Genomic DNA, 15,926 nt, shown 5'->3' with positions numbered 1-15,926 from the left:
ATTTAGTGTAAACATATCGTTTTGAATATACCCAATGATGGGAATTGGTTGCATAACCATATGTGTGGCAATATCACTGGCTTTTTTGCCATCAATTGCAATGGCTATGCCGTAATCGGGTAACACCTTATCTGGCATTGCGCCACCACCAAATGCAGTTTTGGAGTTGATACGGTGAATAAATGGTTTAACCTCAGTGTTCAGTTTCTTTAAAAGTTTTTTTATTTTTTTATCTATTGCATGTACATCTTGCTTCATCAAAGCCCATGTAGGAAGCATATAGTGAGTGTTGTTGGCATAGCGAAGGAGTACTTCTTGTAGAATGAAGTATGTTACTTTATCAACACGCATAATGCGCATGAGGGGGTCTTTTTTCAGTGTGTCAATATAATCTTTTTTGCCAACAATGATGCCAGCTTGGCAGGCACCAAGCAGCTTATCACCGCTAAAACACACTAAATCAGCATATTTAAGTGCAGAAGCCACATTATCGTCATTGTTGAAAATGAGATTGCCGCTTCCAAGGTCTTTTACCAATATTAAAGACTCTGATTTGAGTGAAGCCAGTTGCTGCAATGTGGGGCTGTTGGTAAAACCTCTCATATAAAAGTTGGAGCGGTGTGCAGAAAGGATGACAGCTGTATTCTGTGTAATTGCTTTTTTATAATCCGATAGCTCTGTAATATTTGTAGTTCCCACTTCCACAACATGGCAACCAGCCTGTTGCATAATGTCAGGAATACGGAAACCACCACCAATCTGAATAAGCTCACCACGCGATATAATAACTTCTTTGTCCTTTGCAAAATGGTGCAGTATCAAGAACACGCTTGCAGCATTATTGTTCACGATAAGAGCATCTTCTGCACCGGTGATGAGGCATATAAGCTTTTCGGCAAATCCCCCTCGTTTTCCTCGCTTCATAGTGGGAATGTGGTATTCCAGATTGCAATAAGCGCTGAGGTTATGTACAAGGCTGTAGAGTACCTCACTGCCAAGAGGCGCTCGCCCTAAGTTAGTGTGCAGCAATATTCCTGTGCCATTAATCACACGCTGCAGCTTTTCCATACGTAGAGCCCTGCATTTATGAGCTATCGCCTCAATACACTGCGTATAATCAAACGGGGTGCCTGCTAGTAATTCTTTTCGTATTTGGTCAAGTGTTTCGCGGATAACTGCAACGACAAACGGATGACCAATCTGATCAATGAACTGTTTAATTTCATCCTCTTCAAGCAATTTTTGTACCTGTGGTATCTGTTCGTACATTGCGTTATCCCTTTACTCAAATGCGGAAGGGGCAGGAATCGAACCTGCCACTGCCTTTTTAAGGCAGCCAACGGTTTTGAAGACCGCAGAGACCACCAGATCTCATCCGCTTCCTTAATTGTGTGATGTAATTATAAATTATTACCAGCAGATTGCAATAATTGTAAAGGATTTTTTATGTATAAACACAATTGTTATCTCATTTTCCAATGTCAAGAACTAGTATCGTCAAATAACTTTGGAATTTTTCATAAGTATTTTCTTTGTATTCCTGGTAGGTGTACACGCCTCATGGGAAACTGTGTTTAATAATTTTTAGCATACGCTGCTTTATAGAGTGCTAATTTCTTTACATTTATTTTGTATATTTTATGAATCATTCAATATATATGTGAGGTGTGTCAGCTTTGCGGCAACTAGCAATGATTGCGGTACATAGTGCTTTTGCAGAAATATGTTCAATGACTTCCTGTGCATGGTGTGGCGGAACTGCAATTAAAAGTCCACCGGAGGTTTGAGGGTCAAACAACAGATCAACGAATTCGCGTTTGATGGTGGATGAAACCTTGCAGCGATTTTCCACAAAGTCCCTATTACGGTATAATCCTGCTGGAAGAAGTCCCATTGATGCATAGTCACAGGCACCAGAAATGAGTGGCACAGCACTGGCTTTAACGTGAAGTGCTATTGGGCTTTCACCAATCATTTCGGATAAATGTCCAATGAGCCCAAAACCGGTAACATCAGTAACAGCGTGGATGTGCTTATAATGTGGGTAGCCAATAAGACAATCGTTGATTGTAGTCATTGAGTGAATGCATTCCTGTATGTGTATATCAGTAGCCACACCCGCTTTGATAGCGGTGTTGATGGTACCGGTACCAATGGGTTTGGTAAGGATTATGACATCGTCAGGCTGTAAACCTACATTGGTGTATATTTTATCAGGGTGGATTATTCCTGTAACCGATAGCCCATATTTCAGCTCAATGTCATCAATGCTATGGCCTCCAATAAGCTGCACACCGGTTTTCTTCATTACCTCAAGCCCGCCAAGGAGGATCTTTTCAAGCACATCAATATCAAAGGTATTTACCGGAAAACACACTATATTCATTGCAGTAATTGGTGTGCCACCCATCGCAAATATATCGGAAATACTATTGGTGGCAGCAACTTTGCCAAAGACAAAAGGATCATCCACTATCGGTGTAATGAAATCGACAGTTTGCACAACTGCTATATCATCACTTATTCGGTACACGCCGGCGTCGTCACTTGTCTGCATTCCCACAAGGACGTTGCTGGAATATTCAATTGGCAGCTTTTTCATTACCCTTGCTAGGTCCGCCGGACCTATTTTTGCTGCTCACCCTGAACCGCGCACAGATTCTGTAAGCCGCGGATTCCTTTTGTTGTTGATGTTACAGTTTGACATTGGGCTCCTTTGGTGAAAAATTTTTTACCTATAGTACTATGTGTAGTTGTATAAAATAGTTACAAGTGAATGTGTTATAGCATATTACTATGTTATTTACAATAATTTAAATATTTTCATGTAGATGTGCTGTCAAACGCTTTTGAAGTATTATTAATAAATTTTTTTATTATAAGTTTTTTTTGTGATTGAAAAAATAAAGTTTAACTTTAGTGTCAAATGCATGCAAAATTTGTATATAAAGTATTAAGCTGAATTATATGATACGGACAACATTAAAAGTCTTATATTCAAACATTAAAAACAATTACTTTGACACAGATAATAATCTGGTGGTCAGGTGGCAATTTGTTCTTGCACTTGTAGGTGCAGCATTATTAACTGCAGGCGTATTTTCCCCTTTTATAAAAGCGCCTTTTATTGGCATTATTCCGTATACTCGTATAGGTAAATACTATGATGAGATAGTTATTGTGTTTGCTATTTTTGCTATCATAATTGCACTGTTGGGATTATACCGTTTGCTGTTAATTTCTGCAATGGGCTCATTAGGGGTTATTGTATTTTCAATCTACAGTGTGTACAACAAGGTTGCAAAGCTTAGAGTGAAGGTTGAAGAAACATTATATGCCAATCCTTATAAGGATATTATGACTTCATTGCTAGATTCGGTACAGCAATCAATTGTGTGGCAATGGGGCATTATCCTGCTTATAACTGGTATTGTTCTACTTATTGTAGGTGCACTTATAAAGCCTTCCAGCAGCATTGTAACAGTTAAGAAAAAATTGAAAAACACTACACATGTAAATCAAGCCAGTGAGTAATATCCGCAATTACCATATCCTTTGTGGGTTCATTCAGTATTTCATGGAACAGGCCCGGGTATATTTTCAAAGTTTTGTCGTGCGATGCTATTGATTCATAAAATGTTTTTGATGCTTCTGGAGTTACTATCTGGTCATTGCCTCCATGAAGTATAAGACAGGGATAATTGTATTGTGCTCTGTTCTCCTCTATCCATTGACCACCTTTTAAGAAGACTTCGCCCATCAACATAAAAGTAAAATCTTTTAATACTAGTGGATCATTTTGATAATTTTTCACAACGTCAGGATCCTGTGATATTTTTTCTGCCAGTGAATTGGGAATACGGTTTTTACCTTGGGATTTGTAGTCCATGGTTAATAGACCTCTTAGATCGGGAAGAATCATTACCGCTGCACCTGAAAATATCTGACCTTTAAAAAGATGTGGATGCTGTATACCATATGCAGCGCTGATAAAACCTCCCATACTGTGCCCAAGAGTAAAAATCGGCATACCTGGATTCTCATTTTTTGCAGTTTGGACAACTGCATCCATGTCATCAATAAATTGCTGAAAACTGTCGATATAGGTCCGCTCCCCCTCTGATTTCCCATGGCCCCTGTTATCAAACCGGTATACTGAATATCCAGCTTCATTTAATTTGCTCACTACATGACTATATCTGCCGCAGTGCTCACACAATCCATGCACGATGATGACGATACCCTTTGGTTTATCAATAACATCTTTGATAGCAAAAAGTGTAATACCTCCAGAAGGTATTGTCATTTCTTTATGATTGGTCTTCATGTGTGCCTCCTATTAATTTATAAAGTGTTTTTTTGTGCGATAGTTAATGAATATTCATTTATTGATGAAAGTCAAGATATTTTTTAATGGGACACTTTACAGTTACTATCGCACAAAAATTTATACGCCTATTGACGGTGAAACTATATTTTTGTATATTACAGTAATTTAGTTATTACTTAATAATATGAAAAGGAGAATAACCATGAAACGATATACATTGCCTCAATTGCCCTATGAATATAATGCGCTTGAACCATATATTGATGCCAAAACAATGGAAATTCACCATACCAAACACCATGCAACGTACATTGACAAGCTCAATGCAGCGTTAGATAAATATCCGCATCTGTATGAGTTATCTCTGGAGCATCTTTTGGCAAATTTAGCTACGCTGCCTGAGGATATACGAACAGTGGTGCGTAACAATGGCGGTGGCCATTACAACCATTCACTGTTTTGGAAGATCTTAGGTGGCAGAGGGGAGTTACCTGGTGGGCAGCTACTGGAAGCAATAAAAGACAAATTTGGCACTGTTGAAAAATTTGTAGAGGAATTCAGCAATGCAGCACTTAACAGGTTTGGTTCGGGATGGGCATGGCTCAGTGTCAATGCGCTTGGTGAATTAGTAGTACATTCTACTGCTAATCAAGACAGCCCCATTATGGAAGGGTTGCTACCGGTTCTTGGACTTGATGTATGGGAGCATGCATATTATCTCAATTATCAGAATCGAAGAGCTGACTATGTGAAGGCATTTTGGAACATTGTCAACTGGAAGCAAGCTGAAGAAAATTATAAAAAGGCCGTAGAAGCTGTTGAACACTGCAGTTCACATCCTGAGTGCCGTGAGGTTGCATAGGATTTGTAAAAAAAGGCTGGCGGAAAGCCAGCCTTTTTATTTTTTTCTTTCTAAAAAAAATAAATGTTGAGTTTTTATCTTAAAAGCTAATAAAATCCCTTATACATAAAAGGGAGGTTTGCATGGAGGAAAAAATTACCCGTCGCGATCTGATAAAAAAATCTGTTGCTGCAGGAGTGGCAATTGGTGCAGGCACATTAATTGGTACCTGTACGTATAAACTGTTAAGAACTCCTGACATTAGTGAGTTATATGGCAATTACCCACCAAAGGAAAAATTAAAAAACTTACAGATAGTTACCACCAAGGCTTTGCGCCCTAATATAATCATCATATACTGTGATGATTTAGGGTATGGTGATATCGGCTGCTATGGCAATACTGTTATACGCACTCCCAACATCGATTCGCTGGCACGGGAGGGCAACAGGTTTACCAACTTCTATGCCTGTGCTGCAGTCTGTGCACCGTCACGTGCGGGATTGCTTACGGGGCGTTATCCATTCAGGACTGGTATTATTGGCAATCCATTCCCAAAAAAGGAACCTCTGGGGCGCAAATTGGCGCGTAACTTTGGGATGATGCTCCGGAGCCTTGGTTCGATGGATTTACGCGATGATATAGTTGCACGGGGGCTGGCTTTTGAAGAAGTAACTATCGCCGAAGCGTTAAAACTTGCTGGGTATAAAACAGGGATGATTGGCAAATGGCATTTGGGCGACTATTCAACACAGCCAGAATTCAATCCACTGCGCCATGGCTTTGATTTTTATTATGGTGTACCACATAGCAACGATATGCGGCCTTGTCCGGTATATAAAAATGAAAAAAAAGTAATAGATGATATTCATGGAAAAGATCAGTCGTTTTTGACTGGCACATATACAAAAGAAGCACTTCAGTTTTTAGAATCATGTGGAAACAATCCATTCTTTTTATACTTTGCACACACGTTCCCGCATCAGCCATTGTGGGCATCAGAGAAATTTGATAAAAAGTCACTGGCCGGAAAATACGGTGATGCAGTTGAAGAAATTGATTGGAGTGTAGGAGAGATACTGAAGTTCCTTACAGCAAAAGGACTTGATGATAAAACATTAGTTATTTTTACAAGCGATAACGGCCCGTGGTATGAAGGCAGTGCAGGCACGCTGCGTGGCAGAAAAGGACAAAGCAATGAAGGTGGATTTAAGGTACCATGTATTGTTCGCTGGAAGGGTATAGTCCCTGCAGGGAAAATTACTCATTCACCAGCAATGAATATTGATTTTTTCCCTACCTTGCTTAATCTTGCGGGAGTAGGATTACCACAGGATCGCATTATTGATGGCAAAAACATACTTTTACTTTTTAAAGGTATTGATAAATCGGTGCATGAGGATTTATATTTTTATCACTATGATTTGCTTGTTGGTATTCGCTGTGGCAAATGGAAATATTACTCAAAGATTGACCGATATGTGTGGCCTATTCCATTGGATTCAGTTGATCTTGCAAATACATTAGGCAAGGACCAGTTAGGGAATCGCTGGCCCTTGTTGTTTAACTTGGAAAAAGATCCTGGCGAAGCATATAATGTTATCAACACCTACCCTGAGGTGGCAGAAAAGCTAAGATTGAAACTGGAAAACTGGGAAAAAGAAACTATGAAAAACCCACGAGGGTTTTTCTAACTATATCCATTTCAGGATACCGGCAAAGACTATGAGCATTGTTGCATTAACAGCAAAGAGGCTGCCAATGACTGCTTTCTGTACTTTCGGCTGCCAGTCGTAGCAATACAGCGATACTACCCAGAACGGGATATAGACAGTGATGAAAACCGGCAGTGCACCCCACCATGGGTACACCCATACAAAGCACGGGGTTTTTACTAAAAATATCTCAAAGATTGAATAAAAGGCAGCATTGGCGATAGCTATAAACAAGCGATTGTTGATGCCAAGGATCTTTGCCTTTGGATCTTGTGGCAAAATCTTGCTGAAAATCAGGCCTGATACTGCAAACATGAAACTGAGTTCTACTCCCACACCAACCAGCAGTAAATAGGCTGTCCCTGTTGGTACAGTCCACAGCGCGTGTCCTGTAAAATGCTGAATGAGGGCATTAATTATCTCCACAAACCAGTGGACCATATACAGCGAAAGGCCGGCTGCAATGCCTTTCCAGTTTTTATTCTGGATTTCGTTAAAATAGATGTACACTACTACTGCAAGAAGCGTGATGACATACCATTGAAAAGGATCGCCACTTCGTAAAATGCTGAGTGCCTGCTGTGTTGCTTCGGGATTGTTGAGATTCATAACTTCCCTCCTTTGGTTATTGGATTTTACCAGCCGCCATTGCGGGCCAAAATTGCAATCTCTCTCCACATTGTCATTTAGGAGTTGATCCTGAATCTTTCTTGCATTTAAAGCCTAAAGAAAGTTCAGGATGACTTATTTTTAAAAATTATCCTGAATCAATCCTGAAATAAAATCACGTCACGATGACCTTCACCATGCATTTTTAAATCATAAATGTGTTTGCAGTAAGCGGCCATTGGAATTTTTTTAAATAAAAAGTGCAATATCCTCATGCTGGGATATGTTCCCTGGGTCGTGTTTCGTGAAGCGATATAGCTTGTGTAGGACATTGCGTTGCACATAAGCCACATCCTATACACATTTGGGTGTCGATGGCAGCTGTGTTGTTGACTTCAATAGCATGAACAGGACATATAGACATACACAGTGCACATCCGTTACAATTGGTTGCATCAACGGTTGCGGTAAACCTGCTTTTTGCCACAACGCCGTGTGTTGCTTTATTGCCTGCAAAACGCAGCATTTCGCAGCAGCAGGAACAACAGTTGCAAATTGCATTGCCAAAGCCTTTATTTTCGGTCATGTGCACTAGTCCAGCTTCTTCTGATATTTTCAGAATTTCAAATGCTTCTTCTTTAGTTATAGCTCTACCAGTTCCTCGTTCCAGGGTATAAGCAGCACCGTTATTTACCTGGATGCACACATTAAGGGGCTTGTTGCAATTGCCATGGGATAATCGGCACACACAATCAACAACAGCTAACTCTTTTGCTTGTTCAATAATTTTATAAGCATCTTCGTATACCAGTACTTCACTTTTAGGCTTAAGCGTTGCATTAATAGGGATAACCCGCATAAATGAAGGGATCCCAGCTTTTGTGACAACCTCAAGAAGTGGCGGGTATTCAGTGTTCATAAATTCTACCCATAGGCGCTTAAAATCAGCAGGAGCATCTTTCCACAGTAGTGTTGCATCATGAAACTGGACAATATGTTTAGGGGGCCTGTATTCTGCGCCTTCAGGTTTTGATTTTTTAAATGCAGCGCCACGTTTGAATAATTCTTCAAGTATCGTAGTTGCCTCTTCAACTGAAAGGTTAAATTTTTCTGCAATTTGTGGAGCTGTTGCTGGCAAGTAAGCAATAATCTGTGCTTCAGTTTCGTTTGCTACCATTTGCCATATTTGCTGTAAAAGCGTGGAGTTTTCAAACATGAGGCGTTTTGATAATTCCCTGTAAATATCTGATGCCATACTTCCTCCTCCTTATGTATCTGCAATTAATGAATTATTTATTAATGATCACAACATATTAATAACTTCTATTCATTGAGTACATTAATTAGTTGTCATAATTTTATTAAAGACATTTTATACTATTTTCAACAGCATGTAAACAATAAAGTGCAATAGAAATATAGTTTTGTATTACCGTACTGTCAAGAGATAATTGCATTGAAGAGAATGTAATGCCGGATGCTTATGACAATAAAGTTTCTTGACTCACGATATATAGTTGATATAATCACAGTAGCATCACAGTAGAAGGTGTTAAAATAAGTAATGAAGAATTAAAAAATATATTTTAAAAGGTGTATTTTATATAGGTGCATGGTATCACGTGTATCAGGCTATTTTAAAAATCAATAAAGGCTAATTGAATATTTAAGGTGTGGGATCTGGAATAAGCTTATACTATATATACATCGTTGTTTGGTTTGTTGTGGCGAGAGTAGCAATAAAGTTACATTATCTGATGAAAATAAAAATTTTTTTATAGTATATACAAGGGCAGGCACGCTGATAGTGTATTGATGCCATTGGGAGCCAGATGCAAAGGATGCTGTGAAAGCAACTGAAATAGCGTCAAGGGTTGTTGTTTAAGAAATGGAGAAGAATATAAAATAAAAAAATGAAAAAGACCATACTATTCATAGTATTTCTTTTTTTTGTGTATGTAGTATCGTTTGCCCAGATGCCCGAGTGGGCAATGCTCAAAGATAAAGAAGGCAATACCTATTACATAGATAAAAGCGGAAAGATATATACCAGTGACGAAGTTGAGTTTGAATATAGAGCAATATCAAAAGATGGCCTTGAATACTATACTTCTAAAGTGAAATCCTTATGGAAGGCAGGGAAACGTAAAGAGGCCATCATCATTGCAAAATCAATTTTAGCATTGAAAGAATCTTCTATGCATGTATTAAAAGCTAAAAGGGATATGACAATATTTATACGCGATATGCAAAGCAAGCATGGTAGTCGTTTTGTTGACATTTCAAGGGAAGCATGGTTATATTTAACCAAGGAAGATAACACAATGTATGTATTTAATGACAAAGTACCGTATATTGTTACCTTGCAGGGTAGTGTAGAAGTAATTGCGGCAAAATCAGTTGAGGGATTACAGTATTCCTCCACTGTTATGCGTGCGGGGATACGGTTTTCTAAAACCAATGGATATGATGCAATCATGACGGTTGTTGCAGAACGTTTTGCTGATACTATTGAGTCAATAGCTGTATTGCAACAGCACTGGAATACCATTGCATTTGATTCATTTGAGCGCCAGTTGCTAAAACATAATGACACAATGGCTCTGTATTCATTTATTACGCAGGATAGCCTATCACTTAAAGGATTGGAATTATTGCTTGTAAAAGAAAACAGGGGCTATTGTGTAAGAATTTTTACCACTAAAGAAAGGTATGACCTGTATAAAGACGATTTACTGGGAATTATTAATAGTTTTTCAACTCCTTGAGCGCGTTACATACACCATTGCAGTTTCAGTACAATTGTCTCTATGCTTACAATACTGACAATCTTTCCATATTTTATCCGGAAGCGTTTCTTTAGCAACTGTCATAAATCCTGCTTTTTTAAAAAAAGTAGGTGAGTAGGTAAGGCAAAAAATCTTTGCATCTTTATGATGCAGTAGAATATCAGTAACTGCATACTCTACAAGCTGTCTGCCAATGCCTTTGTGATGATACCTGCTTTGTACTGCCAGAGAGCGTATTTCAAAAAGTTTGTTGTTATATTTGTAATGGGAGATAACACCTATAATTTTTTTTTGGGCGATAGCAACTGTAAAAGAATCACTGCTGTTTTCAATTTCCTCTTTGCTCCTTGGCAGAAGAATGCCCTTTTTTACATAGGGGGAAATCAATGCCAGAATATGTTCTGCATCATGGCTGGTAGCTTTTCGGATTGTTACATTCATTACAGATCAGCGTTTAAGTATAATAACATTACTAAAGTTGCCATTTTTGAATTGTGCAGTAATTAATTTCAATGATTTTTTTGCATCTTGTAGTGAGGTATATGGACCTGCATATACAGTGTATTGGTCTTTATTTTTAGAAACAATAATACGCTGTCCTGTTTTACTCAATTTTTCTGCCAGCGCAGTGGCCTCATCCTTTGTAAAATAATTTCCTATTTTAATTGCATAGGGATATTCAGATTTTGAGAATTGCGGCTTTTGTTGAGGCTGCACTAAGGTTTTTGCTTTTTGTGCTGCATTGTGTAATGCTACTTTAGTATGAGGGTCAATAATTGCCTTGCTTTGGCCACCTGCAAATTTAATGCCTACTACAAGTCCAGCGGTAAATGACATTATTATGAGTGCGATAATTATTGTAAGCATCCTGTGTGCTTTTTTCTGCGAAAAAGACCTGGTATGTGCTGTATAATTCTGTGGTAAAGTATAATCGCCAAAATCCTGGGCATTATAGTCTAAATAGGGATTTTTATTATTTGAGTAAAAGTCAAAGTTCTGCATAGATGACAAGACCTTCTATGATAAAGATAATATAGCGTGTAGTAATATTTTTATCGTCAAAAAAGGAAATGTGTATTAAGGAATTAATTGATTGCGGATTTTAATTTTTGTATTTCTTGTTTTGAAAGCACCCTATATTTGCCTTTTGGCAGATTCCCAAGTGTAATGGGTCCATATTGGATGCGTATCAGGTCTAAAACCTCATATCCTAACATTGCAAACATCATACGCACCTGCCGCTTTTTCCCTTCAGTGATTGTTATGGTAACTATTGTCCATTCATCATTGACAGGAATAATTGTTGCAGGGAGTGTATATGTACCATACAGTTCAATGCCATGTTCTAGTGCTATTTTATGGTCATCACGCAATGGGCGGTCTAGCGTTGCCTGGTATGTTTTTGGCACTTTAAAGCGTGGATGAGTTAGTTTATAAGCAAGCTCACCATCATTGGTAAATAGCAGCAAGCCTTGGGTGTCTTTATCAAGCCTGCCCACTGGGAATGTCCCTTCTGCCTTGTAATGCTCGGGAATCAGTTGCAATACTGTAGGGCGGTTGCGCTCATCCTTTGTTGTGGTAACATACCCTTTAGGTTTATTGAGTACCAGATAGTGATATTGCTGCACAGGCGTTATTACCCTACCTTTATACATAACAATGTCGTTGGCAACATCAACTTGATAGGACAAGTCGGTCATGGGGTGACCATTGATGTATATCAATCCTTTTTTTATAATTTCTTCAGTTTTTCTACGTGAACCCAATCCACACAATGAGCAGTATTTATTGATTCGGATTTTCTGTGCTATCATTTTGAAGTGTACCTTCCTGTGAATCCTGTACGGTTGTTTCAGGAGCGATATTTGGCATTGAATCTTTATATTCGGCTATTTTTTTAAATTGTAGTTTTGTATCCTGCAATCCATCGGAAAGCTGATATGAATTGCCCCGTTTAATGAAATATAGATTTTTCCCAAAACTTGTGCCATCTAAAAAAATTACTTCACTTGTCCTAAAATTAAGTGAGTAACTCCCTTCAATTCCTTTGGTGCCTTTCCTGTATGATTTGTAAGACCCATCAGGATACAGTTCAAGGGCATGTTCGGTAAAATCACCACTTTTGTTGACACTCCACCATTTGCCAGCAATATCTTTTCGTACTATTTCAGCTTCTTTTTTCCACAGGCTGTTAACGTAGCGTTCAATGGCAGCATCTGATGCATCTATTTGTAATGCCAGTGATGAACCAAATATCCATCCCTTTATTGAATTAGAAAGCTTAACTTTGTACCAATGATCTATTTGACCGCCTACCCACTGCTTTTCTTTTGAAATATCAATTATTGTAACTATTGTGCCTTTATTAACGGTTGTTACTCTTGATGAAAAGATATGTGGATCGATACGCACTGATGTATTGTCGTTTATCACAACGGCTTTTGGTGTTTTGGTAGTAATATTAATATCATTGTTTGATTTACTACACTGGGTTACAATGAGAATAATACTCATAAAAAAATATATGTGATAGTGCTTCTTCATGAATTATTGCTCCTTTGACAATATAGTTTATCGTCTGTTATCGTGTGCGTCAAATGGAATTGTACGTCTAATGTTATCCAAAATTGATAAAAAATCCTACACCATCGTCATCCCAGACTTGGTCCGGGATCTCTTCATTTAGATCCTGAATCGAGTTCAGGATGACACAATGTGTAATGGATTCTGAGTCGAGTTCAGGATGACAGCCTGTCCCAATAAAAAATTGGGATTGGTGATGACGCAATATGTAATAGATCCTGAGTCGAACTCAGAATAACTATTGCTTGAGAATATTTTCATACATTCAGTTTTGCACAGCAACTTTGTACAACTTTTGCTAAGGAAATGGTCAATATTTAAGTAACTATCGCCAAAAAATAGTATGAATGTAGTTATATCTGCAATCAATAGTATTTCGTCAATAAACTTTTAAAGAGGAAATCTTTGTAAGAATTTAACTTGACGGTCTTACGCATGGATTTGATTATATTAACAACTACATGGCGATGATTGGTTACAACAATGAAAATTACCGATTTATTTGAAGGGCGTGTGGCAACTTGGTCAAACTTAATAACGGTGGTGCGGGTAATTCTGGCACCTGTGGTTACGGGTGCGCTGTATTATGAAAAAACAACCGGTGAGCTGTGGTATGGTAAACTTGCACTTGCTGTCTATATAATAATTGCAATATCTGATTTTATTGATGGCATTCTGGCACGCATGCTTCATCAGGTATCACGGTTGGGACAATTTTTAGACCCACTAGCTGATAAATGTGTTATTTTCGTTATTGCAACCACACTCTATTTTTTCAGGCAATTCCCTTTGTGGATGATTATTGTTATCCTCATTCGCGATATTTTCCATGTTATTGTTGGTTTTTATCTTTTTTATAAGCATGATATTCAGGTACGGCCAAGCTTTGCTGGTAAATGTATGGTAGTTGTAATGGGAGTCTGCGGATTAATTTTTATTATTAACCCTTCCACTACCATAGCAGGATATACTTTGCAGCAGATTTCGTTGCTGGTGGTCTTGCTCTTGGTTATTCTATCATCAGTTGCTAACTGGCGAATATATTCCAAAATTTACTTTACAGGTAAGCGATAGTACCGTACAACTCACCAATGAAATATCCCCAACACATAGCCAAATGTATGGTGCGCTGTGTCATTATTCTTTTAGGTAGTGCTATTATACTTTTGTATGTGCCTGGTTATTCTGACAACAGCATCACACTGCCGGTAAAGCATATTTCCAGTTATGCATATATATCCGAATATGACATACGCACGCTTCTACCAGTGCAATCGTCATTTGATGTAATATTGCAGCGTGGCAAACTAATGCGTGGTCCACGATTTACCATTTACACTGTGGGCATGTCAGTTGCACTGGCTGGTGATTTGTTATTGCGCAGTGACTACCCTGTCACTCGTGTGCAGGGTGAAGTTATGATTCCTCTTGATATTGCGTTGCCAATGATACAAAGCCTTATGCAAAGTCATGTAGTTTCAGTACTGGGCAATACTATTGTCATTGAAAAGGTGGCGGGAGTTGAAGAAAAACAAAAAGAAACCACACCAATGCCAGTAACTAAAGATGCTATTGGATTTATTGTGATAGATGCAGGGCATGGAGGCAAAGATCCTGGAGCCATAGGCAAAGGTGGGATCAAAGAAAAAGTGCTCACACTACAAATTGCAAGGGAGGTTGCACTGCAACTTCAAAAAAAGCTGCCTGGCATTGAAGTGATGATGACCCGTACCACGGATAAATTTCTTGAATTAGGACAGCGCACCGAGATTGCAAACAGGCTACTTAAAAAAGGTGTCAATGGAATATTTATTAGCGTCCACTGCAACGCAGCAGTGGTAAGTAAAATCTCAGGTTTTGAAACGTATTTTCTATCACAGAATCCATCCAATGAGGAGGCGCGTACAACTGCTGTGCTTGAAAATAATGTCATTGTGTTTGAATCCCCTGAGAAGCGAAAGCGATACAGCGATGTTGATTTTATTGAAGCGCTTATGCTTACCACACAGATACAAAAGGAAAGTTCAATGCTTGCTTTCGCAATTCAAAAAGGCCTTGACAGAAATATTACTGAATTTAAATCCAAGGGTGTAAAAAAGGCTGATTTTTTTGTATTGCGCGGTTGCCTTATGCCGTCAGCTTTGGTTGAAGTTGGCTATATCACCAATCCAAAGGAAAAAAGTTATTTAACCAATAAAAATTACCAAAAAAAGCTTGCGTATGGAATAACTGAAGGCATTGTGAACTTTATTGATGCCTACAACACAACAATATTGAATAAATGAGCGTGTGCGATAGTTACTGTGCAGTATTACTATGAAACGCAAAACCTTACTGCTTAAAGAGGGTATGTTGCATTGTGTATGTATAATATAACTGTTACGGGATAACTTAGTATGAAAAATAAATTTTCGTTTAAGGAAATTACAGATGTTTTAAAAAAGGTTGGGGCAAAAGCAGTTCTTTTGTACAGAACGTATACTGAAAAATGTAAACGCTATTGTGAGGATTGTATTGCACTGATAGCAAATCCACCGGTTGACACAAAAAAACGGTACCGCATACTATTGCTCGTTATAAGTATTGTATGCATTATTGATTATGCTGCAATTTCAATCCTTACTGATAAAAGCATTTTTGACATTTACCCTTCATTGCCTGCGCTTGATACACGGGATACTATTGATATATTTGTTGCTGACCTTGATGCAAAATCAATCCTGAAGGAAACACGGCTGGTATCATTGCCAAAAGATAATGAGGGTAAAGTACGAAGGCTTGTGAAATTAGTTGCAGAAGGGTCAGAATTTGAAAACACGCGGGCTATTGCCCCTGTTGATATTGTTGTGCGTCATATATGGTTTTATGATACTACCTGCATAATAGATTGTGAGCTTGGAACAATTGAAGGACAGGTGCCGTATATCCCAGATTCATTCAAGGCATTTAATAAAGCACTAGAACAGACAATAAGCCGAAATATTCAGGGAATTACTAAAGTAGTGCTCCTTGAACATGGAGTGTACGGTAAAAATCTGTGGTAAAGAGCACTCTCAATT

16 protein-coding genes and 1 tRNA gene are annotated in these 15,926 nt (G+C 38.4%); 7 read left to right on the top strand and 10 right to left on the bottom strand.

Going from position 1 to position 15,926, the window contains the following annotated elements; all coding sequences use genetic code 11:
* From selA to selD, 3 genes are all read right to left on the bottom strand, one after another.
* A partial coding sequence (gene selA, locus N3F66_05990; GenBank protein MCX8123699.1) for an L-seryl-tRNA(Sec) selenium transferase occupies window positions 1-1,269 on the bottom strand: 1,269 nt, incomplete at its 3' end.
* 21 nt (window positions 1,270-1,290) lie between these two features.
* Window positions 1,291-1,383: transfer RNA gene (locus N3F66_05985), tRNA-Sec, on the bottom strand.
* A 262-nt stretch (window positions 1,384-1,645) separates the two neighbouring features.
* Window positions 1,646-2,707, bottom strand: coding sequence for a selenide, water dikinase SelD (gene selD, locus N3F66_05980; protein ID MCX8123698.1), 1,062 nt, complete (start codon window positions 2,705-2,707; stop codon window positions 1,646-1,648).
* Between the two features lie 260 nt (window positions 2,708-2,967).
* On the opposite strand from selD, the gene N3F66_05975 reads away from it, so the two are divergent.
* A complete protein-coding gene (locus N3F66_05975) occupies window positions 2,968-3,534 on the top strand; it encodes a hypothetical protein (protein ID MCX8123697.1) in 567 nt (188 codons plus the stop codon).
* Here N3F66_05975 and N3F66_05970 read toward each other — a convergent pair.
* On the bottom strand, window positions 3,506-4,327 hold the full coding sequence (locus N3F66_05970; protein MCX8123696.1) for a lysophospholipase: 822 nt from the start codon (window positions 4,325-4,327) through the stop codon (window positions 3,506-3,508). The two genes, N3F66_05975 and N3F66_05970, sit on opposite strands and share 29 nt — an antisense overlap.
* A gap of 205 nt (window positions 4,328-4,532) precedes the next feature.
* Between N3F66_05970 and N3F66_05965 the strand changes: the two genes are divergently transcribed.
* Together N3F66_05965 and N3F66_05960 are read left to right on the top strand one after the other, a co-directional pair.
* A complete protein-coding gene (locus N3F66_05965; protein MCX8123695.1) occupies window positions 4,533-5,192 on the top strand; it encodes a superoxide dismutase in 660 nt (219 codons plus the stop codon).
* Between the two features lie 122 nt (window positions 5,193-5,314).
* Window positions 5,315-6,865: a sulfatase gene (locus N3F66_05960; protein MCX8123694.1), complete on the top strand. Its 1,551-nt coding sequence runs from the start codon at window positions 5,315-5,317 to the stop codon at window positions 6,863-6,865.
* On the opposite strand, the gene N3F66_05955 is transcribed toward N3F66_05960, so the two are convergent.
* Together N3F66_05955 and N3F66_05950 are read right to left on the bottom strand one after the other, a co-directional pair.
* The gene (locus N3F66_05955) at window positions 6,866-7,495 is read right to left on the bottom strand and encodes a hypothetical protein (GenBank protein ID MCX8123693.1); all 630 of its coding nucleotides are present in this window, start codon (window positions 7,493-7,495) and stop codon (window positions 6,866-6,868) included. It lies immediately after the preceding gene.
* A gap of 271 nt (window positions 7,496-7,766) precedes the next feature.
* Window positions 7,767-8,750: a 4Fe-4S binding protein gene (locus tag N3F66_05950; protein MCX8123692.1), complete on the bottom strand. Its 984-nt coding sequence runs from the start codon at window positions 8,748-8,750 to the stop codon at window positions 7,767-7,769.
* Window positions 8,751-9,408: 658 nt separating this feature from the next.
* Between N3F66_05950 and N3F66_05945 the strand changes: the two genes are divergently transcribed.
* Window positions 9,409-10,263: a hypothetical protein gene (locus N3F66_05945; GenBank protein ID MCX8123691.1), complete on the top strand. Its 855-nt coding sequence runs from the start codon at window positions 9,409-9,411 to the stop codon at window positions 10,261-10,263.
* Here N3F66_05945 and N3F66_05940 read toward each other — a convergent pair.
* The 4 genes from N3F66_05940 to N3F66_05925 form a co-directional block, all read right to left on the bottom strand.
* A complete protein-coding gene (locus N3F66_05940) occupies window positions 10,252-10,725 on the bottom strand; it encodes a GNAT family N-acetyltransferase (protein MCX8123690.1) in 474 nt (157 codons plus the stop codon). The two genes, N3F66_05945 and N3F66_05940, sit on opposite strands and share 12 nt — an antisense overlap.
* 6 nt (window positions 10,726-10,731) lie before the next feature.
* Entirely contained in the window at window positions 10,732-11,286 is a 555-nt protein-coding gene (locus N3F66_05935; GenBank protein ID MCX8123689.1) for an SPOR domain-containing protein, read from the bottom strand.
* A gap of 83 nt (window positions 11,287-11,369) precedes the next feature.
* Window positions 11,370-12,098 (bottom strand): rRNA pseudouridine synthase, encoded by a 729-nt coding sequence (locus N3F66_05930; GenBank protein ID MCX8123688.1) that lies wholly within the window; start codon window positions 12,096-12,098, stop codon window positions 11,370-11,372.
* Window positions 12,070-12,828 (bottom strand): SH3 domain-containing protein, encoded by a 759-nt coding sequence (locus N3F66_05925; GenBank protein MCX8123687.1) that lies wholly within the window; start codon window positions 12,826-12,828, stop codon window positions 12,070-12,072. The genes N3F66_05930 and N3F66_05925 overlap by 29 nt, the downstream gene beginning before the upstream one ends.
* A 522-nt stretch (window positions 12,829-13,350) precedes the next feature.
* Between N3F66_05925 and N3F66_05920 the strand changes: the two genes are divergently transcribed.
* The 3 genes from N3F66_05920 to N3F66_05910 all read left to right on the top strand — a co-directional run bounded on the left by N3F66_05920 (window position 13,351) and on the right by N3F66_05910 (window position 15,911).
* Window positions 13,351-13,941, top strand: coding sequence for a CDP-alcohol phosphatidyltransferase family protein (locus N3F66_05920; protein ID MCX8123686.1), 591 nt, complete (start codon window positions 13,351-13,353; stop codon window positions 13,939-13,941).
* A 17-nt stretch (window positions 13,942-13,958) separates the two neighbouring features.
* Window positions 13,959-15,152, top strand: a complete 1,194-nt coding sequence (locus N3F66_05915; GenBank protein MCX8123685.1) for an N-acetylmuramoyl-L-alanine amidase — start codon at window positions 13,959-13,961, stop codon at window positions 15,150-15,152.
* A 111-nt stretch (window positions 15,153-15,263) separates the two neighbouring features.
* Window positions 15,264-15,911, top strand: coding sequence for a hypothetical protein (locus N3F66_05910; protein ID MCX8123684.1), 648 nt, complete (start codon window positions 15,264-15,266; stop codon window positions 15,909-15,911).
* The last annotated feature ends 15 nt before the right edge of the window (window positions 15,912-15,926 follow it).

It is taken from the genome of Spirochaetota bacterium (genome assembly GCA_026414805.1).
Classification (GTDB): Bacteria; Spirochaetota; UBA4802; order UBA4802; family UB4802; genus UBA4802.
The sequence above is the reverse complement of the archived record's forward strand: the minus strand, read 5'-3'. Positions and strand labels throughout refer to the sequence as shown.